Raw genomic sequence first — 23,179 nt, forward strand, 5'->3', positions numbered from 1 at the left:
CACAGTCAATTCAAACATTACTTTTATGTAATGTTCAGTATTCATTGAGCCGAACAAAATCTTAAATTGAAGAGTTTGATCATGGCTCAGATTGAACGCTGGCGGCAGGCCTAACACATGCAAGTCGAGCGGAAACGAGTTAACTGAACCTTCGGGGAACGTTAACGGCGTCGAGCGGCGGACGGGTGAGTAATGCCTGGGAAATTGCCCTGATGTGGGGGATAACCATTGGAAACGATGGCTAATACCGCATAATAGCTTCGGCTCAAAGAGGGGGACCTTCGGGCCTCTCGCGTCAGGATATGCCCAGGTGGGATTAGCTAGTTGGTGAGGTAATGGCTCACCAAGGCGACGATCCCTAGCTGGTCTGAGAGGATGATCAGCCACACTGGAACTGAGACACGGTCCAGACTCCTACGGGAGGCAGCAGTGGGGAATATTGCACAATGGGCGCAAGCCTGATGCAGCCATGCCGCGTGTGTGAAGAAGGCCTTCGGGTTGTAAAGCACTTTCAGCAGTGAGGAAGGTGGTGTCGTTAATAGCGGCATCATTTGACGTTAGCTGCAGAAGAAGCACCGGCTAACTCCGTGCCAGCAGCCGCGGTAATACGGAGGGTGCGAGCGTTAATCGGAATTACTGGGCGTAAAGCGCATGCAGGTGGTTAGTTAAGTCAGATGTGAAAGCCCGGGGCTCAACCTCGGAACTGCATTTGAAACTGGCTGACTAGAGTACTGTAGAGGGGGGTAGAATTTCAGGTGTAGCGGTGAAATGCGTAGAGATCTGAAGGAATACCGGTGGCGAAGGCGGCCCCCTGGACAGATACTGACACTCAGATGCGAAAGCGTGGGGAGCAAACAGGATTAGATACCCTGGTAGTCCACGCCGTAAACGATGTCTACTTGGAGGTTGTGGCCTTGAGCCGTGGCTTTCGGAGCTAACGCGTTAAGTAGACCGCCTGGGGAGTACGGTCGCAAGATTAAAACTCAAATGAATTGACGGGGGCCCGCACAAGCGGTGGAGCATGTGGTTTAATTCGATGCAACGCGAAGAACCTTACCTACTCTTGACATCCAGAGAACTTAGCAGAGATGCTTTGGTGCCTTCGGGAACTCTGAGACAGGTGCTGCATGGCTGTCGTCAGCTCGTGTTGTGAAATGTTGGGTTAAGTCCCGCAACGAGCGCAACCCTTATCCTTGTTTGCCAGCACTTCGGGTGGGAACTCCAGGGAGACTGCCGGTGATAAACCGGAGGAAGGTGGGGACGACGTCAAGTCATCATGGCCCTTACGAGTAGGGCTACACACGTGCTACAATGGCGCATACAGAGGGCGGCCAACTTGCGAAAGTGAGCGAATCCCAAAAAGTGCGTCGTAGTCCGGATTGGAGTCTGCAACTCGACTCCATGAAGTCGGAATCGCTAGTAATCGTGGATCAGAATGCCACGGTGAATACGTTCCCGGGCCTTGTACACACCGCCCGTCACACCATGGGAGTGGGCTGCAAAAGAAGTGGGTAGTTTAACCTTCGGGAGGACGCTCACCACTTTGTGGTTCATGACTGGGGTGAAGTCGTAACAAGGTAGCCCTAGGGGAACCTGGGGCTGGATCACCTCCTTATACGAAAGATTATTGCGATGAGTGTTCACACAGATTGATGGTTTATGATGTAAAGAGAAATGTAAGTGCCCAACACTTACAGGTTTGCTTTCGCTTTTTAAAGCGGAAATAAACAAGCAGTGTCCCGTTCGTCTAGAGGCCTAGGACACCGCCCTTTCACGGCGGTAACAGGGGTTCGACTCCCCTACGGGATACCATTGGGTCGTTAGCTCAGTTGGTAGAGCAGTTGACTTTTAATCAATTGGTCGCAGGTTCGAATCCTGCACGACCCACCATTTCCTTCCACGGGAAATGTAAAAAAACTAAATGTGGGCGATTAGCTCAGTTGGGAGAGCACCTCCCTTACAAGGAGGGGGTCACTGGTTCGAGCCCGGTATCGCCCACCACTCTCTAAGAATTTTTGGATTAAGAATTTCCAAACCACTTCAGTAAAGCGTACGTGGTTGGAATTTTTGACGCCGCTAGGCACCGAGAATCTTTAGAAAGTGCAATTAGTTTGCATAGCTCTTTAACAATTTGGAAAGCTGACGAATAACATTTGATTAATGTTATTCATTTAAAAGTTCTCAAATCCTATATCGAAAGATGTAGGTACCAACACACATTCAAGTGTTCTTGGAATTTGAGTCCGGCAAAATCGAGTCTGCACATGTATAAAAATGCAGACAACTTTGGTTACGTAACAAAGACCCTTTGGGGTTGTATGGTTAAGTGACTAAGCGTACACGGTGGATGCCTTGGCAGTCAGAGGCGATGAAAGGCGTAATAACTTGCGATAAGCTCAGATTAGGTAGTAATAACCTTTGAGTCTGAGATTCCTGAATGGGGAAACCCACCTGCATAAGTAGGTATCGCTGAGTGAATACATAGCTCAGCGAGGCGAACCGGGGGAACTGAAACATCTAAGTACCCCGAGGAAGAGAAATCAACCGAGATTCCGAAAGTAGCGGCGAGCGAAATTGGATTAGCCCTTAAGCTTTTAATGAGACAGGTGAAGGCTCTGGAAAGTGCCGCGATACAGGGTGATAGCCCCGTAACCGACATCTCATCATCAGTGAAATCGAGTAGGGCGGGACACGTGATATCCTGTCTGAATATGGGGGGACCATCCTCCAAGGCTAAATACTACTGACTGACCGATAGTGAACCAGTACCGTGAGGGAAAGGCGAAAAGAACCCCTGTGAGGGGAGTGAAATAGAACCTGAAACCGTGTACGTACAAGCAGTAGGAGCACCTTCGTGGTGTGACTGCGTACCTTTGTATAATGGGTCAGCGACTTATATTCAGTGGCAAGGTTAACCGTTTAGGGAGCCGTAGGGAAACCGAGTCTTAACTGGGCGTTCAGTCTCTGGATATAGACCCGAAACCAGGTGATCTAGCCATGGGCAGGTTGAAGGTTGAGTAACATCAACTGGAGGACCGAACCGACTAATGTTGAAAAATTAGCGGATGACTTGTGGCTAGGGGTGAAAGGCCAATCAAACCTGGAGATAGCTGGTTCTCCCCGAAATCTATTTAGGTAGAGCCTCGGACGAATACTACTGGGGGTAGAGCACTGTTAAGGCTAGGGGGTCATCCCGACTTACCAACCCTTTGCAAACTCCGAATACCAGTAAGTACTATCCGGGAGACACACGGCGGGTGCTAACGTCCGTCGTGGAGAGGGAAACAACCCAGACCGCCAGCTAAGGTCCCAAATTATAGCTAAGTGGGAAACGATGTGGGAAGGCTTAGACAGCTAGGATGTTGGCTTAGAAGCAGCCATCATTTAAAGAAAGCGTAATAGCTCACTAGTCGAGTCGGCCTGCGCGGAAGATGTAACGGGGCTAAGCTATAAACCGAAGCTGCGGCAATATACTTTGTATATTGGGTAGGGGAGCGTTCTGTAAGCCGTTGAAGGTGAACTGTAAGGTTTGCTGGAGGTATCAGAAGTGCGAATGCTGACATGAGTAACGATAAAGGGGGTGAAAAACCTCCTCGCCGGAAGACCAAGGGTTCCTGTCCAACGTTAATCGGGGCAGGGTGAGTCGACCCCTAAGGCGAGGCCGAAAGGCGTAGTCGATGGGAAACGGGTTAATATTCCCGTACTTCTTACAATTGCGATGGGGGGACGGAGAAGGCTAGGTGGGCCTGGCGACGGTTGTCCAGGTTCAAGTGCGTAGGCTTAAGAGTTAGGTAAATCCGGCTCTTTTTAAGGCTGAGACACGACGTCGAGCTACTACGGTAGTGAAGTCATTGATGCCATGCTTCCAGGAAAAGCCTCTAAGCTTCAGATTGTAAGGAATCGTACCCCAAACCGACACAGGTGGTCGGGTAGAGAATACCAAGGCGCTTGAGAGAACTCGGGTGAAGGAACTAGGCAAAATGGTACCGTAACTTCGGGAGAAGGTACGCTCCTCGCGGTGAAGTCCCTTGCGGATGGAGCTATGGGGAGTCGCAGATACCAGGTGGCTGCAACTGTTTATTAAAAACACAGCACTGTGCAAAATCGTAAGATGACGTATACGGTGTGACGCCTGCCCGGTGCCGGAAGGTTAATTGATGGGGTTAGACTTCGGTCGAAGCTCTTGATCGAAGCCCCGGTAAACGGCGGCCGTAACTATAACGGTCCTAAGGTAGCGAAATTCCTTGTCGGGTAAGTTCCGACCTGCACGAATGGCGTAATGATGGCCACGCTGTCTCCACCCGAGACTCAGTGAAATTGAAATCGCTGTGAAGATGCAGTGTACCCGCGGCTAGACGGAAAGACCCCGTGAACCTTTACTACAGCTTGGCACTGAACATTGACCCTACATGTGTAGGATAGGTGGGAGGCTTTGAAACTAGTACGCCAGTATTAGTGGAGCCGTCCTTGAAATACCACCCTTGTAGTGTTGATGTTCTAACGTTGACCCCTTATCGGGGTTGCGGACAGTGCCTGGTGGGTAGTTTGACTGGGGCGGTCTCCTCCCAAAGAGTAACGGAGGAGCACGAAGGTGGGCTAATCACGGTTGGACATCGTGAGGTTAGTGCAATGGCATAAGCCCGCTTGACTGCGAGAATGACAATTCGAGCAGGTGCGAAAGCAGGTCATAGTGATCCGGTGGTTCTGAATGGAAGGGCCATCGCTCAACGGATAAAAGGTACTCCGGGGATAACAGGCTGATACCGCCCAAGAGTTCATATCGACGGCGGTGTTTGGCACCTCGATGTCGGCTCATCACATCCTGGGGCTGAAGTCGGTCCCAAGGGTATGGCTGTTCGCCATTTAAAGTGGTACGCGAGCTGGGTTTAGAACGTCGTGAGACAGTTCGGTCCCTATCTGCCGTGGGCGTTGGAAGATTGAAGGGGGCTGCTCCTAGTACGAGAGGACCGGAGTGGACGAACCTCTGGTGTTCGGGTTGTGATGCCAATCGCATTGCCCGGTAGCTAAGTTCGGAATCGATAACCGCTGAAAGCATCTAAGCGGGAAGCGAGCCCTGAGATGAGTCTTCCCTGGCACTTTAAGTGTCCTAAAGGGTTGTTCGAGACTAGAACGTTGATAGGCAGGGTGTGTAAGCGTTGTGAGGCGTTGAGCTAACCTGTACTAATTGCCCGTGAGGCTTAACCATACAACACCCAAAGGGTTTTGATGGACTCAAAGTAGAACATTGAATGTGAGTTCAGAACTTTTAAAATCAGTTTTCCGAATTAAAGAATTTGCTTGGCGACCATAGCGTTGTGGACCCACCTGACTCCATGCCGAACTCAGAAGTGAAACGCAATAGCGCCGATGGTAGTGTGGGGCTTCCCCATGTGAGAGTAGGACATCGCCAGGCTTTGAACAATATCTGTTTAAAGCACGATTTAGATAAGACTTTAAATAGACCACTGCGGAGTGGTAGTTCAGTTGGTTAGAATACCGGCCTGTCACGCCGGGGGTCGCGGGTTCGAGTCCCGTCCACTCCGCCACTTATTAAGAAGCCTCGTCTAACGACGAGGCTTTTTTGAATCTAACGTGTTGATTTTAGTTATTAAATAACATAGATTAGATATCACTTTAGGGGTGTAGCTCCAATTGGCAGAGCAGCGGATTCCAAATCCGCGTGTTGGGAGTTCGAATCTCTCCACCCCTGCCATATTCAAAGGCTCTGACTTAGGTCGGAGCCTTTTTCTTTTCTGCGGTTTGTCGCTAAACAACGGTGCTGTAGCTAGAGGATATTCTTAGGTACGACTCGGTGCAGTTTCACTCCGACCCTTTTAGTGACGCTAACTTCATTATCTGGATTGAAATCTGTAGTTATTCGCCATGCATTTTCAGGCTCCATTTCCACCTTCAAAGCGGCTGAGACATGCTCAGTGATCTCTGGAGAGTAGATGATCGCAAAGCTCTCTGTGTTCAAGTGAGCGCTACGTGGGTCAAGATTGTAGGTACCAACAACGGTAATGGTGTCATCAATCGTCATTGTTTTCGCGTGAAGACCAAAAATAGGTGTCGTTGGTAGCTTTTTATACATGTGTTCCGTCATTACTCGCTGCCTGACTTTAGCATCGGGCTTAAATTCATAAACCTCAACCCCAGTGGCTAGCAGCTGTTTCCTATTTCTTTGATAGCCGCTAAAGGCTGCCAGATTGTCGTTAGAGGCCAAGCTATTCGTCAGGATCTTTATGGATATGCCTTTTTCTACAAGACTACGTAAAAAGACTCGATCTTTTTTGGTTGTGACCAGATAGGGTGTTTGGATCAGAATGGAGGATTGAGCACTCTCTGCTAGCTCGATCAACTTATCTCGAGTGATACTACCTCCACCCAAGAACGTTTGTTGATCGTTTTTGCCGGGCTCATCCGCTATATACTCTACCTTATCAACGAATAGGAATTTCCCTTCTTTAGATAGTGCCTGAAAGGTCTCAGGTACCTTATCTATCTCTGCTCTGATCTCGGGATGAAAATGCTCAGGGTTACACGCATAGGAATGCAATCGTGAAAAATCAGGATTGCCGTTATATGGGTTGGATTTGAAGAGATCTTCGACTGGGACACTGAGCTCGCTATTCCAATATTGCTCGAAGGAGGTATCGATCGCGTTAACTGCTTTGCCAGCTAGGAATACATCGCGATCTCTAAAGTTGTACTCATGATCAAACCCGAAGTATTCGTCGGCGATATTTCTTCCTCCAGTGATCGCTACCTGGTCGTCGACTAAAAACACTTTATTGTGCATGCGTTGGTTGATGCCGTGAAAGTCGGTAATAACAGTTGTCATCTTTTGAACTATATTCTTACCGATATTGGCGTTGGGGTTATATATCTTGATGTCAAAGTTCTCATGCGCTGCCAACATGAGAAGTTCATCTCCCTTGGCATTGAGCATGATGTCATCGACAAGAACTCTCACCTTTATGCCTCGCTCAGCCGCTCTTACGAGATAGTCAGTCGCAATCAACCCTACGTTGTCGACTGAGAAGATAAAGTACTGTACATCGATAGAGGCTTCAGCGCGCTCTGTTAACCAAGCACGGGACATCATTGCTTCAGCCCCTTGCTCTAAAACATAGACGCCTGTGCCATTTTTCATTTCACTCTCAAAAGGCTGAGTATAGTGAGACAAAGGCAAGCGCTCTTTATCGACGAGTTCGGCACAATAGTCTTTATTCGAGACTGGTACGCTATCGGGAGCAGTCGAGCAGCCAAACAAAGCAATTGAAGCAGAGGCAAGGAGCGTTTTTTTGAATGCGAACATAAGGGTAAAAGCCTTTTGGGCAGAGAATCGGCAATATGATATCGATAACCAGAGTAATAAAGTATCACCTCTCTGTCACAACAATCAGTGAGCCAAGTTATGGTTGGATATAAACCTTTTCCGCCACTTTCCAAAATGCAGAGAGTAGCTGGTTATCCAAGTTAGAGCGCTTACACACCACACCGAGTTTGAATGGCTTTATAGGCTCTAGTTTCAAGCGCTGTATCTTGTCTCTGACTGGGCTGTTGACGATGACGACTTCTGGCGCAATACCTACACCACATCCTAATGCCACCATGCTAACAATCGCCTCATGACCGGATACTTGTGCATAGATATTGGGCTTTATACGCATTTTCTTGAACCAGTAATTTGCACGTTCGCGAGCGGTGCCAGCTTCTGGCACGATGAATGGGATTTTACTCCAGTCAGGCATACCATCGGCTAGCTCAGAGCCAAAGCTGCTTACCCCGGCTGGTGCAATAACAGATAAGGGGATCTCACTAATCGTCTCAAACTCCAGACGCGCAGGGAGCAATTCAGGCAGTGCAGAGATAGCGATATCCGTTTCATCGTTCATGACCTTGTCTATCGCTTGGGCTGGGTCGCCTGTCGATAATTCGAATTCGATGTACGGATAGAGCAGCCTGAACTCCGCAAGCAGCTCAGGTAAATGGCTATAGCTGGCGGTGACTGAACAAAACAACCGGAGTTTGCCTCTGAGCTCGTTCTCACCATGTTGGCTTTCAGATTGAAACTGCTGCCATTCACTGACGATATTGATGGCTATCGGTAGCAGCTTTTTACCTGCGGGTGTGAGCTCTACAGATCGGTTGTCACGCAGGAATAGGCTTTGATGAGTATCCTGCTCAAGTTTTTGAATCTGACGACTTAGCGCCGAGGCACTGATGTGCATCGCTGTCGCGGTTTTACTGAAGCTTTTACTCTCACAAAGATGGATGAAAGCTTGGAGACTTTTAATATTCATAACACTAAAGATATCGGTAGTTGCATTAATTGCAATGACAAATTGTGAATATATCACTTTAAGCAATTTAGTCTCTGTTTTAGTATGAAGTCATTCGATGATAAGCATCGACACTACGGACAGAATTCAACAGGAGAGCCCCACTATGGCTAACTATTTCAATACTCTTAACTTGCGTGAGCAATTGGACCAACTAGGTCGTTGTCGTTTTATGGATCGTTCTGAATTTGCTTCAGAAGCGGATTACCTAAAAGGTAAGAAAGTAGTCATTGTTGGTTGTGGTGCTCAAGGCCTAAACCAAGGTTTGAACATGCGCGATTCTGGCCTAGACGTGTCGTACGCACTTCGTCAGGCAGCGATTGATGAGCAGCGTCAATCGTTCAAAAACGCGAAAGACAACGGCTTCGTTGTGGGTAGCTACGAAGACCTAATCCCTCAAGCTGACCTAGTTGTTAACCTAACTCCAGACAAGCAGCACACTAACGTGGTTGAGACGGTAATGCCGCTAATGAAAGAAGGCGCATCTCTAGGCTACTCTCACGGCTTCAACATCGTTGAAGAAGGTATGCAAATCCGTAAAGACCTAACGGTTGTTATGGTTGCGCCTAAGTGTCCAGGTACTGAGGTTCGTGAAGAATACAAGCGTGGCTTTGGTGTTCCGACTCTTATCGCAGTTCACCCAGAAAACGATCCACAAGGTGATGGTCTTGAAATCGCGAAAGCATGGGCTGCAGCAACAGGCGGTCACCGTGCAGGTGTTCTAGAGTCTTCATTCGTAGCTGAAGTTAAATCTGACCTAATGGGTGAGCAAACTATCCTATGTGGCATGCTACAAGCAGGTTCAATCGTATGTTACGAGAAGATGATTGCTGATGGCATCGACCCAAGCTACGCAGGTAAACTACTTCAGTTCGGTTGGGAAACCATCACTGAAGCACTAAAATTCGGTGGCATCACGCACATGATGGATCGTCTATCTAACCCTGCGAAAGTGAAAGCGTTTGACCTATCTGAAGAGCTAAAAGACCTAATGCGTCCGCTTTACAACAAGCACATGGATGACATCATCCAAGGCGAATTCTCTAGCACTATGATGGCTGACTGGGCAAATGACGACGTGAACCTTCTAGGTTGGCGTGCAGAGACAGCTGAAACAGCATTCGAAAACTACCCAGCATCAGATGTGGAAATCTCTGAGCAAGAGTACTTCGACAACGGTATTCTAATGGTCGCTATGGTTCGTGCAGGTGTTGAGCTAGCATTCGAAGCAATGACGGCATCAGGCATCATTGATGAGTCTGCGTACTACGAGTCTCTACACGAGCTACCACTGATTGCAAACACGATTGCACGTAAGCGTCTATACGAAATGAACGTAGTCATCTCTGACACAGCAGAATACGGTAACTACCTATTCGCGAACGTAGCAACACCACTTCTTCGCGAGAAGTTCATGCCATCAGTGGGTACTGACGTAATCGGTAAAGGTCTAGGTGAGACATCTAACCAAGTAGATAACGGCAAACTAATCGAAGTAAACGACGTTATCCGTAACCACCCAGTTGAATACATCGGTGAAGAGCTACGTGGCTACATGACAGACATGAAGCGCATCGCTGTAGGCGGCTAAGCCGACCAAAAATTAGATAAAAAAGTAAACACAACATAGTAAAAAGGGGCTACCAATCGGTAGCCCCTTTCTTTTGTCTGTGCCATTCGAGCTTAATGCTCGGATGGCAGCGAACAAATGGTTACTTGTCAGCTAGCTTTTGCTCTAGCTCGGCAAGCTTTTGTTCCATTTCCGTTAGCTTTTTGGCGAGTACGTAGTAGTACTTGAGTCTGCACGTCAAACTCTTCACGGCTAACCACATCGAGCTTATTCAATTGGCCTTGAATCACTTGACGTACTTTCTGATCAACATCCGCACCAAGCTCTTTCACGGGTTGTGGCATAGAGTCGTGAATCTGCTTAGCAATCTGTTCAAGTTTCTTTGGGTCAAACATGTCTGGTAACTCCTTAAGTAATCCCACTATTCTATGTAATCCACCGGGCAATGTCGTTATTTAGCGTAATAAAAAAGGCCACAATGTGGCCTTTTTCTAAGTAACGCTGTTTTTAACTAACAACGTAGAATCACATTAACTGTTTATACGCGATTCTCTTTGCATGCAGCTGAAGCTTCGTCAACTCGAGCAATTTTCTCTAAGTCTTTGTCTTCAACAAATACAGGTAGTGGCTTATGACGCTCTGCCAAGTAGGTGTAGATAACTGGCAGTACAAATAGCGTAAACAGTGTACCAATCGCAAGACCAGCAACGATTACGATACCGATACTAAAGCGCTGAGCTGCACCCGCACCTGATGCGTACATCAGTGGGATAAGACCTGCGATCATCGCCGCCGTGGTCATGAGGATTGGGCGAAGACGTACTTTCGCCGCTTCCATGACCGCTTCCATCTTGCTCTTCTTATGCAGAAGCTGCTCTTCTTTCGCTACCTCACAGATAAGAATACCGTGCTTGGTGATTAGACCAACTAGGGTAATTAAACCAACCTGCGAGTAAATGTTCATGGTCGCTGCGCCCCAAGCCAGAGCAATCAAGGCACCACAAATCGCTAGCGGTACCGAGACCATGATAACGAATGGGTCTTTAATCGACTCGAACTGAATAGCCAGTACCAAGAAGATGATTGCCAGGGCTAGACCAAACGTTGCGTACAGTGCGCTACCTTCAGTTACGTACTGACGTGCTTCACCCATGTAGTCATGGTTGTAGCCGCTTGGCAGTTTGCTTTCTGCAATCGATTCAAACCATGCAATCGCGTCACCCATCGCCACGCCCGGTGACGGTACCGCACCCACCGTTGCTGAGTTCAGCTGGTTGAAGTGAGGTAGTGATCGAGGCTCTGCAACCACATCGATACTGATAAGGCTACCTAGTGGGATAGCTTGACCGTCGTCGGAACGCACGAAGTACATGTTCATCGACTCTGGGTTTAGACGATACTTACGCTCAACCTGAGGAATCACCTCATACGAACGACCATTTAGGTCGATACGGTTCACGTAGCCATCGGCCATCATAGCACTCAGCGTAATACCGATATCTTGCATGGTCACGCCATAGGCGCCAGCCATATCCTTGTCGATATTGATTTTCATCGTGGCTGAGTCGTAGTTCAAATCCAGTGTTGAGTAAACAAACTGTGGGTTTTGTTGTACTTCACCCCAGATGTCAGTCGCGATAGTAAACAAACTCTCAAAGCTGTTTGGTGTCGTGATAACAAACTGAATAGGCAGACCTGAACCTGCACCAGGAAGTTCTGGCATTTGGAACGCAGTCACAGCCATACCCGGTACTTCAGCGACGAGAGCACCTACACGGTTTGCTACTTCAGCTTGGCTTGCTTCACGTTGACTCCACGGCACCATTGATGCAATACCAAACGCTTGGTTTGAGTTAGGCACACCGGTAAACACCTGTGCAAACGCCACTTCAGGCTGATCGCTCAGAATCTTGTTCACATCGTTCATGGTATTTTGTAGATAGTCTAGGTTCGCATTCGACGGACCCGTACCCATCAACATCACTACGCCTTTATCTTCTGACGGTGCCAGTTCACTTGGAATGAACTTGAACAGCATCGGAAGTGACGCGAACACGATAACTGCAAAGCCGATAATAACCGGACGGTGCTGCATTACTGCTGTGAGCATTTTCTCGTAGCGAGCGGTCATGCGATCAAGTACATCATGTACTTTCTGCTCGAAACGGTTTGGTGTCTCGTTCGCTTTAAGTAGCTTCGAACACATCATTGGCGATAACGTCAATGCGATGATACCGGATACAAATACCGAACCTGCCAGCGTCAGAGCGAACTCTTTAAACAGCGAGCCCGTGATACCGCCCATCAAGGCGATCGGCGCGTATACCGCACCTAGTGTGAGTGTCATCGCGATAACCGGTACCGCAATCTCACGAGTACCAATGATGGCCGCGCGGAACGGAGACTCACCAAGCTTAATGTGACGGTCAACGTTCTCAAGTACAACGATCGCATCATCTACCACCAGACCGATAGCCAATACCATCGCTAGCAGCGTCATCAGGTTCCATGAGAAGCCAATCGCCTGCATCACCATTGCCACACCAATCAGTGATAGCGGGATAGTAACGATAGGGATTAGAACCGCACGGAATGAACCCAAGAACAGAGTGATAACCACAAGTACGATCAACGCTGCTTCAAGGATGGTTTTGATAACCTCTTGAATCGATTCGTTGATTGCCACCGTTGAGTCATACATCACGTTCATTTTGATGTTGCTAGGTAGGTTCTTCTCAAGCTGAGGAAGAAGGTCTAGAACATCGGCTGCAATGTTGATCGGGTTGGCACTCGGTGCTGCGTTGATAGCCGCTACGACGGCTTCTTGACCGTTAGCACTCGCACGGTATACATCGTGACTCTTCTCAAGCGTCACTTTCGCGATATCACCTAAGCGAATCACTTGACCGTCGCTTGAGCTCACAACCAGGTTCTTCAGTTCTTCGGTATTTGATACCTGAGTATCGGCACTGCCGTTATACAGAACGAACTCACCCGTTGCTTGACCCGTTGCTGACTGATAGTTATTGGCATTTAGAACGTTCATCACGTCCGATGCCGTCATCTTCAGCGCGGCCATTTTCAGTGGGTCTAGCCATACGCGCAGGGCGTATTTCATACCACCGTACATATCTACTTTAGATACGCCGTTAACGGTAAACAGCTGCGGGTTGATTACGCGTTCTAGGTAGTCGGTGATCTGACTCGACGCCAACTCATCACTGGTAAAGCCGATATAAAGTACCGCGGTCGTCGATCCAGTCGACATAGTTACCGTTGGGTCTTCGGCTTCTTTAGGAAGCTGAGAGCGAACCGAGTTGGTCTTTGCCAGAATGTCTGACAGCGCCGCGTTCGGGTCGGTGTTAAGCTTCATGTTTACCGTGATGGTCGATTGACCAAGCACAGACTGTGACGTCATGTAGTCAATGTTGTCGGCTTGCGCGACGGCTTGCTCCAGAGGCTGAGTAATAAAGCCTTGAATCAAGTCGGCACTTGCACCGTAGTAACTGGTTGTCACGGTGACAACCGTATTCGTCATTTCTGGGTATTCACGTACCTGCATCTTGAATACCGCTTGCAAACCAAGCAAGGCAATCAAGAAGCTGATCGATACCGCAAGAACAGGACGTTTTATGAAAATATCAGTAAAACGCATTTTGCCTCCAATTACAGCATCGGTGTCTCAGCTGGTGGGACAGTCGCATCGCTTTCCACCACTTTGACTTTCACGTCGTTACTTAGACGTACCTGACCAGAGGTAACGATAACGTCATCTGGGTTCACACCTTCTAGGATGTGGGCGATATCGCCAGTACGCTCGCCAACTTTAACGACTTGCTGCTTAACGCGTTTCTCACCATCAACATCAGTCACGACATATACGTTGTCGCCATATAGCGTAAACGTGATCGCCGTTTGCGGTAGCGTCACTTGGTTCTCTAGCTTAGGCAGAATGATGTTAGCGCGAGCGAACATGCCGCTACGTAGCTTGCCATCGTTATTTGGAATATCCGCTTGCACTTGGATCAGGCCGCTTTGAATGCTTACCGCAGGCTCAATAGCCGAGATAGAGCCTTTAAATGGCTGATTTGGATACGCATCAACGAAGATATCGACATCTTGTCCAATAGAAATGCGAGAGAAATCGGTCTGAGGAACAGTAAAACGCAGCTTCATTAGACTAGTGTCTTCAAGGCGCACGATGTCGTCACTTGGTTGTAGGTATTGACCAAGGAATACGTTACGGATACCAACAACACCAGAGAATGGCGCTTTGATCTCACGGCGGTCGATCTGTGCTTTTAGGCTCTCGATGTCAGCCGATAGAGAGAAGTAGCTTGCTTCTGCATCATCGTATGCTTCGCGCGAGATAGAGCCTTTCTTGTAAAGACCTTGGTAGCGTTCATATTTCGCTTTCGCTGCAGGTAGACGTGCTTGTGAACTCTTAAGGTTCGCTTTTTCTACGTCTGAATCCAGAGATACAAGAAGCTGGTCTTTCTCAACCATTGAGCCTGAAGCAAATGAGATATTGCTGATCACGCCGCTGGTTTCTGAAGTCAGTGTGACACCTTGGTTAGGCTCAACAAAACCGATGGCTTCGATAACCGGTACCCAATCAACAGGTTGAACCGTGGTCACTGTGACTGGAAATTCAGGCTCAGGGCGATTTGCTAAATACTCAGCAATCTTCTGTTGCTTGAACAGGTTGAAACCTATCACACTGCCGAATAACAGTATTGCGATAAGTAGCATGAAAAATGTCCACTTTTTCATTCTAACGAGAACTCCACATTAGTGTTTTATAATTGCATCCCAACTGGCTTCGATAGCTGATTCCAGCGCATCGTCATCCAGTTGATAGAGACCCAGAGCATGCTTACGCGCAAGCGAAACACTTGCTTCTAAGCTTAGTCCAGAAAGAATTTCATTATCGAGGTTTTTGAAAACCCCTTGTTTCTTTCCTTCGTTGAATAGGTTATCGACTTGGGCAAACATTTTTCGTTCTTGTTCCCGAGTGCTATAACAATTTTTCGAAGGAATTGAATCATATTGGGCGCGTGTCTTTAACGAATTGATATTCGATGCCGCCATTCGCCAAATATTTAGCCACATGGTCCTATACTGTTCCTTCAGTGGCTTGTCTGCATCCACGCCCGCTTGTACGGCTTTCGCCATACGCGCGACCACATACTGTCGCAACTCTTCCAACAAATGGTCTTTGTCGTCAAAGTAGCGATAGATGGTGCCTGCAGCGACGCCAGCCTCATTGGCTAGCTTCTGCATAGATACACCTTGAATGCCTACTTCGGCTACCATTTTTTGAGCCGCTTCAAGTATTTGTAGGCGTTTGTCGCTGGTATTTACAGTTGTCATGAGCCATCCAACCAATAACTGAATGAACGTTCATTCATTATAAAACAATTGACGTCTATTTGTGCAACTTATTTTTAATCAGAATTCTATAAAAGTTAAAAACTCCTACAGAGCGTGGCATTGTCATCGGTAGCAGTCTATTATGTGCGCGTTACAAGTCGTGAGTAGTGAGCACATTAATGAAGCTAAATCCGCAGCAAGATATGGCGGTGAAATACGTCTCTGGTCCATGCCTGGTTCTCGCTGGTGCAGGGTCAGGTAAAACCCGCGTGATTACTAATAAGATAGCCTACCTAGTTCAAAACTGCGGGTATAAGGCGAGAAATATCGCTGCGGTGACGTTCACCAACAAAGCCGCTAGGGAGATGAAAGAGCGTGTTGGACAGACGCTTGGTAAGAATGAATCTAAAGGCTTGATGGTGTCGACCTTCCACACCATGGGGCTGAATATTATTCGCCGCGAGTATAAGGCGCTGGGCTTGAAAGCAGGTTTCTCTTTGTTTGATGATCAGGACCAGATGGCACTGCTCAAAGAGCTCACTGAAAAACAGCTTGATGGTGATAAGGATCTCCTTCGTTCGCTGCTCAGCTCTATTTCGAACTGGAAAAACGACATGCTCACGCCAGGGCAGGTCAAAGGGAGCGCGCGTTCAGAACAAGAACAACTGTTTGCGCACTGCTTTGAGATGTACCAAATCCAGATGAAGGCCTATAACGCGCTCGACTTTGATGACCTGATCGCGCTTCCGGTGATTTTGCTTAAGACCAATCAAGAAGTACGTGAGCGTTGGCAGAAACGTATTCAGTATTTGCTGGTGGATGAGTATCAAGATACCAACACCAGTCAGTACGAACTTGTTAAGCTGTTGGTCGGCGAACGGGCTCGATTTACCGTTGTAGGCGATGATGATCAGTCCATTTATTCATGGCGTGGCGCGAAACCGCAGAACCTTGTATTGCTCAACAAAGACTTTCCAAACCTGAAAGCGGTGATGCTAGAGCAAAACTATCGCTCAACCAGTCGAATTTTGCGCGCTGCAAATATTCTGATTGCCAATAACCCGCACGTATTTGAGAAGTCGCTGTTCTCAGAGATCCCTGATGGTGAAAAGCTTAAAGTACTTAAAGCTAAAAACGAGGAGCATGAGGCAGAACGCGTCACCGGCGAACTCATTGCTCATCGATTTGTGAATCGAACTGAGTATCGTGACTATGCCATCTTATATAGAGGCAACCATCAGTCGCGCCTTATTGAAAAGGTATTGATGCAAAACCGTGTGCCTTACAAGATCTCAGGAGGCACGTCATTTTTTGCGCGCGCAGAGATCAAAGACATAATGGCGTATCTACGTGTGCTCGTGAACCCAGACGATGACAATGCTTTCTTGCGCATCGTAAACACGCCGCGTCGCGAGATTGGTCCTGCAACATTAGAGAAGCTGGGCAGTTATGCCAATATGCGAGGCAAAAGCTTGTTTGAGGCAAGCTTCGAGCTTGGGTTAGAGCAGCACCTTACCGGCCGCGGCCTTGAAAACCTGCGCCGCTTTACCCAATGGGTCGTCGCTATCGCCGATAATGCAGAGCGCGGCAATACAGTAGAGGCTGTCCGTGCTTTGGTTCGTGATATCAACTATGAAGATTGGCTGTACGAAACGTCATCTAGCGCAAAAGCGGCTGAAATGCGCATGAAAAACGTCTCCGATCTTTATTCGTGGATTGTTGCTGACTTAGAGGGTGACAACTACGACAAAGAAGAAAAGACGCTCAAAGAAGTGGTTCAGCGTCTAACCCTGCGCGACATGATGGAACGGGGTGAAGAAGATGATGACAGCGATGCGGTTCAATTGATGACGCTGCATGCCTCAAAGGGGTTGGAATTTCCTTATGTCTATTTGATAGGGTCAGAAGAGGGCATTTTGCCGCATCAAACCAGCATCGATGAGGACAATGTCGAAGAAGAACGCCGCTTGATGTATGTCGGTATCACTCGCGCGCAAAAGGAGCTGACCTTTACGATATGTAAGGAGCGCCGTCAGTTTGGTGAGCTAATCAAGCCTGAGCACAGCCGATTTCTCGATGAGCTGCCGTTTGATGATGTTGAATGGGAGCAAGCGAAAAAGCCGGTGTCAGCGGAAGAGCGCATGCAAAAAGGTCAGGCGCATATCGCCAATATTCGCGCGATGTTTAATAAGAAGTAACGCCAGATTGCACTGTATATAAAGAAGGGGCTCACTAGATAGTGAGCCCCTTCTTTATATACAGTGCGTAATGCTGGATTACAGGCCCGCGATCATGTGCTCGATAGCATCAATGATTTCTTGGTCAGAACAATCCATACAAGAGCCTTTCGCTGGCATCGCGTTAAAGCCGTTGATGGCGTGATCAGCCAACACGTCTTTGCCTTGTGCGATACGTGGTGCCCAGTCACCAGCGTCACCCGTTTTAGGAGCACCGCTGACACCAATAGAGTGACAAGCAGTACAGAAGGTATTATAAACAGTGGCACCATCACGTGGACCAGTTGGCTCTGCAACAACAGGTTCGCTACCTGCTAAGTAAACGCCACCAACGGGTTTAATACGCTCTGCGATAGCGTCATATTCTTCTTGGCTCACATCCGCTGCAAAAGAGGCAGTAGAAAAAGTTAGTGCGGCGAACAACACAGTTAAGATTCGACGAGACATATCCATTAAACTCACTTTACTATCCAACAAGGTAGCAAGTCGCTGCTTGCTATTCATTTATACGATTTTATTCTGCTTGCTGATCTAACGGCTGTTAAATCAATGTAAACATTGGGTGATTATATCCTGTTAACTTGTTGCAATAAACCACAACTTTTCAGCTTCACGGGGTGAATCACATCGTAAAGCTAGTATTTTCTGTACCAAAGTGCTGAAAAAGCCAACAAACGAAAAAAAAAGTTAAAAAAGTACTTTACGGCATAGTGTGATATCCGTATTATTCCCATCCGCCGATAGGGCATGCGCCCGTAGCTCAGCTGGATAGAGCGTTGGCCTCCGGAGCCAAAGGTCGAAGGTTCGAATCCTTTCGGGCGTGCCATCCGGATATAATTATTGGCAAAAAATAGTGGTGGCTATAGCTCAGTTGGTAGAGCCCTGGATTGTGATTCCGGTGGTCGCGAGTTCGAATCTCGTTAGCCACCCCATTATTTCGGTGACTTTTGTCTCCAGTTTTGATTTAATCGAAACGAAAGCGTTCTGAAAAGAACATTGTCGGTGAATAGCGCAGCTTGGTAGCGCATCTGGTTTGGGACCAGAGGGTCGGGGGTTCGAATCCCTCTTCACCGACCACTATTTCAGTTACTGTTGATGACGGTAACAAAACAAAATTTGTGGTGGCTATAGCTCAGTTGGTAGAGCCCTGGATTGTGATTCCGGTGGTCGCGAGTTCGAATCTCGTTAGCCACCCCATTTATTTTGGTAGCATTTGCTTCCCCTTACGAGTTGACTCGTAATAAAACACTGTCGGTGAATAGCGCAGCTTGGTAGCGCATCTGGTTTGGGACCAGAGGGTCGGGGGTTCGAATCCCTCTTCACCGACCACTATTTGAAAGCCTCGTCGAAAGACGAGGCTTTTTTCGTATGTGGTTTTGCAGGTTTGAGGAAAACCCATACGCGTCGGGGGCTGGAAGCCCAGTCGCATGGAAGGCCAGTCGTCGAGTGTCGAACCAATCGAATCTCTCTTCACTAAGCATCATTCGAAGCTTCCTCGTGATACGAGGTTCTTTCATCTACACGCTAGAAAAGCGCCAAGTTGAAAACCCGACATGATCTCCAAAACTATTTATCATTAGCTCATCTATCTAGTCACATATCATTCTGTTGTCCGATTAGCGGCATTTTTTCGTTGAATCGTGTTTTCTCTCTTAATAAATAGCCTGTTGTCTTATTGGAGCTTGGCTGAATAACATTTCTACGATTCTTGTCTGATAAGAAATGGTGTATCACTCTAGCTAACTCCAGAATCCCAGAGTTTTGTCTATATTGCATGCCACAATCATGTTGCAATTTAATGTAGCGGAAAATGTTGCCTACTCTCGATCTTTGAGCGTTTCGCTTGTGAAGTGTGATTAAGATCTAGACTTTAGTTCTGCAAACGGCATTGTTACAAAACTTATGTTTCCATAGTGTTAAAATGATTACGGAATAACTATTCGCGCCGCTTTAGTCATTAATATGGCTAATATCGTGATGCATAGCGATTTATGATCGTTTTATAGTGCGTTTTATTGGTGCTACATCAAGTTTTTAGATGGGTGGTCTCATTACTATATGTAGTTAATGTGCATAAATATTTATTTATACTGCTTTAGATTTGCTCAATTTCGAATTTTTATCCTATTTTTGTTGCTTTTCTGTGAAAGATTTGCCAAATTGATGCACTTGTAATTAGTCAGCAGAAAATGCTGCCTAAGAATGGATTCAATTTTTCAGACAGGGGCAGAAAACTGCCAAAGCAGTAGAGGTCTGGTAATGTCATTATTAGAAGTTAAAGATCTTCGTATCGAATACCCATCTCGCCATGGGGTACATGCCGCGGTTAAAAATTTGTCGTTCAATATTGAACGCGGCGAAATAGTTGGTGTTGTGGGTGAGTCTGGTGCAGGTAAATCGACCGTAGGTAATGCGGTGATCGATTTGCTATCACCTCCAGGAACTATCGCTGGTGGCGAAGTGTTCTTGGATGGAGAGAAAATCTCCGGTTTATCTCCTGAACAGATGCGAAAAGTTCGTGGCTCAAAAATCGGGTTTATTTTCCAAGACCCAATGACCTCACTTAATCCACTCTTCACGGTTGAGCAACAATTAAAAGAGACCATCCACGCCAATATGAAGGTGACGGATGAGCAAGCCTATGAGCGCTCGCTTAACCTAATGAAGCAAGTGGGTATTCCACAGCCTGAAAACCGTCTTAAGCAATACCCACACCAGTTCTCTGGTGGTATGCGCCAACGTGTCGTTATCGCTATCGCGCTAGCGGGTGAGCCTGACCTTATCATTGCAGATGAACCAACCACGGCACTCGATGTATCAATTCAAGATCAAATCCTAGGTTTGATTCGCGACCTGTGCATCAAGAACAACGTGGGTTGTATGCTAGTGACGCACGATATGGGTGTGGTTTCTAACGTGACTGACCGCGTGGCAGTGATGTATCGCGGTGACCTAGTTGAGTTTGGTGCGACGAAGAAAGTACTGGGCGACCCAGATCACCCATACACGCGCAGCCTAATCTCAGCGGTTCCTCGTTCAGACATGAAACTGGATCGCTTCCCACTGGTTAGTTACATCGAAGAAGCTCATGAAATGGAGCCGCTTGATGTGAAAAACCACTGGTTAGGTCAAAGCCAAGATCACCGTGATTACACAGGACCACTGCTTAACGTAGAGAACGTCAACCTGCGCTTTGTGACCAAAGATTCTTTGTTCGAAAGTCGTCGTGAGTACGTTCAGGCGTCGAACAACGTGAGCTTTGAGGTTCACGAAGGTGAGACATTTGGCCTAGTAGGTGAGTCGGGTTCAGGTAAATCTACTATTGCTCGAGTTATCGCAGGTCTGTACGCTCCAAACTCAGGTAAGGTGACGTTTGAGGGTATCGACTTAACCTCACTTAAGTCGGAGAAAGAGCGTCGTCCGATGCGTCGTCAGATGCAGATGGTGTTTCAAAACCCGTACACCTCAATGAACCCGCGCATGAAGATCTACGACATCATCGCTGAGCCAATTCGTTTCCACAAACTGACCGCTAACGAGTCAGAAACCAAACAGATTGTTGAAGATCTGCTTGAGCACGTGGGTCTTGGCAAGATGGCCGGTGTGAAGTATCCGCACGAGTTCTCTGGTGGTCAACGTCAGCGTATCTCTATCGCTCGCGCACTGGCAACGCGTCCGCGTCTATTGATTTGTGATGAGCCGACATCAGCGCTTGATGTATCCGTTCAGGCGCAGATTTTGAACCTACTTAAAGACCTTCAGCAAGAGCTGAACCTCACCATGCTGTTCATCAGTCACGATTTGCCGGTTATCCGTCAGATGTGTGACCGAGTGGGGGTAATGCAGATGGGTACGCTACTGGAAGTAGCACCAACCGAGCAATTGTTTACCGACCCACAACACGAATACAGCAAGCAACTGATTTCCTTGATGCCTGAATTTACAGGTTTAAGAGAAGACGTAGTAAAAACGGCGTAAGCCAAATAAGTTCCTAATGGAAATATAAGCAGAAGCAAACACAACAAAAAGGGATCCGGATCCCCGCATGAAGGAGTTATGCACAATGAAAACCATGAAAAGTAAATTAGCAGTGGCTTTGATGGCAGCTGGCCTAAGCTTTAGCGCTGCAGCAGCAAACATCACCGTAGCATACGACGCTGACCCAGTAACGCTTGATCCACAAGAGCAGCTATCTGGCGGTGTGATGCAGCTTTCACACATGGTATTTGACCCACTAGTACGTTTCAACCAAGACATGGAATTTGAGCCTCGTTTGGCTGAGTCTTGGGAGCGTGTCGACAACGAAACTATGCGTTTCAACCTACGTAAAGGCGTTAAGTTCCACTCTGGTAACGAGCTAACGGCTGACGACGTAGTGTGGACATTTGCGCGTCTTAAGAAGTCTGCTGACTTCAAAGGTATCTTTGCGCCGCTAGTATCACTGACAAAAGTTGACGACTACACCATCGAAATCAAGACTGACGGTACTTACCCGCTAGTTGAGAACGTGGCAACGTACATCTTCCCAATGGACAGCAAGTTCTACTCTGGTACAACAGAAGACGGTAAAGACAAAGGCGAAATCGTTAAGCACGGTAACTCTTTTGCTTCTACTAACGTTTCTGGTACTGGCCCATTCACGGTTAAATCTCGTGAGCAAGGCATCAAGGTTGAGTTTGAGCGTAACCCTAACTACTGGGATACCGAATCAAAAAGGCAACGTTGATAACCTAACACTTGTACCAATCAAAGAAGCAGCAACGCGTGTAGCAGCACTTCTTTCTGGCGACGTAGACATGATTGCTCCAGTAGCACCAAATGACTACAAGCGTGTGGATAGCGCGAGCAACATCAACCTATACACTATGCCTGGTACGCGTGTAATCACGTTCCAAATGAACCAAAACAGCAACGAAGCGCTGAAAGACGTTCGCGTTCGTCAAGCTATCGTTCACGCAATCAACAACGAAGGTATTGCTAAGAAGATCATGAAAGGTGCTGCGACACCTGCTGGTCAGCAAAGCCCAGTTGGTTACGCGGGTTACAACGAAGAGCTAGTACCACGCTACGACCTGAAGAAAGCGAAAGAGCTAATGAAGGAAGCGGGTTATGAGAACGGCTTTACGCTATCTATGATGGCGCCAAACAACCGTTACGTGAACGACGACAAGATTGCTCAAGCTGCGGCAGCAATGCTATCTAAGATCGGCATCAAGGTTGATCTTAAGACAATGCCTAAAGCGCAATACTGGCCAGAGTTTGATAAGTGTGCAGCAGACATGATGATGATCGGTTGGCACCCAGATACAGAAGATTCAGCGAACTTCACAGAGTTCCTAACGATGACTCGTAACGAAGATACTGGTCGTGGTCAGTACAACTGTGGTCACTACTCGAATCCAGAAGTGGACAGGATTGTTGAAGCGTCTAACTCTGAGACAGACCTAGCGAAGCGTAGCGCGATGCTTAAGCAAGTAGAAGCAACGCTTTACAATGAAGCGGCGTTTGTTCCTCTACACTGGCAAGATCCATCATGGGCAGCGAAGTCTAACGTTGAGATTGGCCCAATCATCAACGGCATGAACTTCCCATACTTTGGTGACCTAGTCGTTAAATAAGCGGCACTCTCTCGCTGAGTAAGCGACAGATAATCG

The 23,179-nt window shown here is 47.6% G+C and carries 9 protein-coding genes, 10 tRNA genes, 3 rRNA genes and 2 pseudogenes; 17 read left to right on the forward strand and 7 right to left on the reverse strand.

Annotated elements, in window-relative coordinates:
- Positions 1-63: 63 nt before the first annotated feature.
- From AC6I8Y_RS00100 to AC6I8Y_RS00135, 8 genes are all read left to right on the forward strand, one after another.
- Positions 64-1,615, forward strand: a 16S ribosomal RNA gene (locus AC6I8Y_RS00100).
- Between the two features lie 121 nt (positions 1,616-1,736).
- Positions 1,737-1,812 (forward strand) — tRNA-Glu (locus AC6I8Y_RS00105).
- Positions 1,813-1,814: 2 nt separating this feature from the next.
- Positions 1,815-1,890: transfer RNA gene (locus AC6I8Y_RS00110), tRNA-Lys, on the forward strand.
- Positions 1,891-1,925: 35 nt separating this feature from the next.
- Positions 1,926-2,001 (forward strand) — tRNA-Val (locus tag AC6I8Y_RS00115).
- Between the two features lie 319 nt (positions 2,002-2,320).
- Positions 2,321-5,206: ribosomal RNA gene (locus AC6I8Y_RS00120) — 23S ribosomal RNA — on the forward strand.
- 91 nt (positions 5,207-5,297) lie between these two features.
- Positions 5,298-5,413 (forward strand): 5S ribosomal RNA (gene rrf / locus AC6I8Y_RS00125).
- The 16S, 23S and 5S rRNA genes sit together here with 5 tRNA genes alongside, the layout of an rRNA operon.
- 56 nt (positions 5,414-5,469) lie before the next feature.
- Positions 5,470-5,546: transfer RNA gene (locus AC6I8Y_RS00130), tRNA-Asp, on the forward strand.
- A 90-nt stretch (positions 5,547-5,636) separates the two neighbouring features.
- A tRNA-Trp gene (locus tag AC6I8Y_RS00135) sits at positions 5,637-5,713 on the forward strand.
- 72 nt (positions 5,714-5,785) lie between these two features.
- On the opposite strand, the gene AC6I8Y_RS00140 is transcribed toward AC6I8Y_RS00135, so the two are convergent.
- Together AC6I8Y_RS00140 and ilvY are read right to left on the reverse strand one after the other, a co-directional pair.
- Positions 5,786-7,318, reverse strand: a complete 1,533-nt coding sequence (locus AC6I8Y_RS00140; protein WP_498020591.1) for a phospholipase D family protein — start codon at positions 7,316-7,318, stop codon at positions 5,786-5,788.
- 97 nt (positions 7,319-7,415) lie between these two features.
- The gene (gene ilvY, locus AC6I8Y_RS00145; RefSeq protein WP_498020592.1) at positions 7,416-8,306 is read right to left on the reverse strand and encodes an HTH-type transcriptional activator IlvY; all 891 of its coding nucleotides are present in this window, start codon (positions 8,304-8,306) and stop codon (positions 7,416-7,418) included.
- A 145-nt stretch (positions 8,307-8,451) separates the two neighbouring features.
- On the opposite strand from ilvY, the gene ilvC reads away from it, so the two are divergent.
- Complete coding sequence (ilvC, locus tag AC6I8Y_RS00150) at positions 8,452-9,936, forward strand: ketol-acid reductoisomerase (protein WP_006075378.1); 1,485 nt, start codon at positions 8,452-8,454, stop codon at positions 9,934-9,936.
- 121 nt (positions 9,937-10,057) lie between these two features.
- Here the strand turns inward: ilvC and ubiK are convergent.
- The 4 genes and pseudogenes from ubiK to AC6I8Y_RS00170 form a co-directional block, all read right to left on the reverse strand.
- Positions 10,058-10,310 (reverse strand): annotated as a pseudogene (ubiK, locus tag AC6I8Y_RS00155) (ubiquinone biosynthesis accessory factor UbiK).
- Between the two features lie 143 nt (positions 10,311-10,453).
- Positions 10,454-13,570: a multidrug efflux RND transporter permease subunit gene (locus AC6I8Y_RS00160; RefSeq protein WP_394153948.1), complete on the reverse strand. Its 3,117-nt coding sequence runs from the start codon at positions 13,568-13,570 to the stop codon at positions 10,454-10,456.
- Between the two features lie 11 nt (positions 13,571-13,581).
- Positions 13,582-14,688, reverse strand: coding sequence for an efflux RND transporter periplasmic adaptor subunit (locus tag AC6I8Y_RS00165; RefSeq protein WP_128648336.1), 1,107 nt, complete (start codon positions 14,686-14,688; stop codon positions 13,582-13,584).
- Between the two features lie 18 nt (positions 14,689-14,706).
- Entirely contained in the window at positions 14,707-15,288 is a 582-nt protein-coding gene (locus tag AC6I8Y_RS00170) for a TetR/AcrR family transcriptional regulator (RefSeq protein WP_042477781.1), read from the reverse strand.
- 179 nt (positions 15,289-15,467) lie between these two features.
- On the opposite strand from AC6I8Y_RS00170, the gene rep reads away from it, so the two are divergent.
- Positions 15,468-17,486, forward strand: a complete 2,019-nt coding sequence (rep, locus tag AC6I8Y_RS00175) for a DNA helicase Rep (RefSeq protein ID WP_498020593.1) — start codon at positions 15,468-15,470, stop codon at positions 17,484-17,486.
- Between the two features lie 78 nt (positions 17,487-17,564).
- Here the strand turns inward: rep and AC6I8Y_RS00180 are convergent, their stop codons facing one another.
- A complete protein-coding gene (locus tag AC6I8Y_RS00180) occupies positions 17,565-17,978 on the reverse strand; it encodes a c-type cytochrome (protein WP_042477783.1) in 414 nt (137 codons plus the stop codon).
- Between the two features lie 296 nt (positions 17,979-18,274).
- Between AC6I8Y_RS00180 and AC6I8Y_RS00185 the strand changes: the two genes are divergently transcribed.
- The 7 genes and pseudogenes from AC6I8Y_RS00185 to AC6I8Y_RS00215 all read left to right on the forward strand — a co-directional run bounded on the left by AC6I8Y_RS00185 (position 18,275) and on the right by AC6I8Y_RS00215 (position 23,143).
- Positions 18,275-18,351: transfer RNA gene (locus tag AC6I8Y_RS00185), tRNA-Arg, on the forward strand.
- Between the two features lie 30 nt (positions 18,352-18,381).
- Positions 18,382-18,457, forward strand: a tRNA-His gene (locus AC6I8Y_RS00190).
- 68 nt (positions 18,458-18,525) lie between these two features.
- A tRNA-Pro gene (locus AC6I8Y_RS00195) sits at positions 18,526-18,602 on the forward strand.
- 44 nt (positions 18,603-18,646) lie between these two features.
- Positions 18,647-18,722, forward strand: a tRNA-His gene (locus AC6I8Y_RS00200).
- 55 nt (positions 18,723-18,777) lie between these two features.
- Positions 18,778-18,854: transfer RNA gene (locus AC6I8Y_RS00205), tRNA-Pro, on the forward strand.
- A gap of 930 nt (positions 18,855-19,784) precedes the next feature.
- Entirely contained in the window at positions 19,785-21,503 is a 1,719-nt protein-coding gene (locus tag AC6I8Y_RS00210) for a dipeptide ABC transporter ATP-binding protein (protein ID WP_112461466.1), read from the forward strand.
- Between the two features lie 85 nt (positions 21,504-21,588).
- Positions 21,589-23,143: pseudogene (locus AC6I8Y_RS00215) on the forward strand (ABC transporter substrate-binding protein).
- Positions 23,144-23,179: the final 36 nt, after the last annotated feature.

Source organism: Vibrio sp. KUL78, from assembly GCF_059725505.1.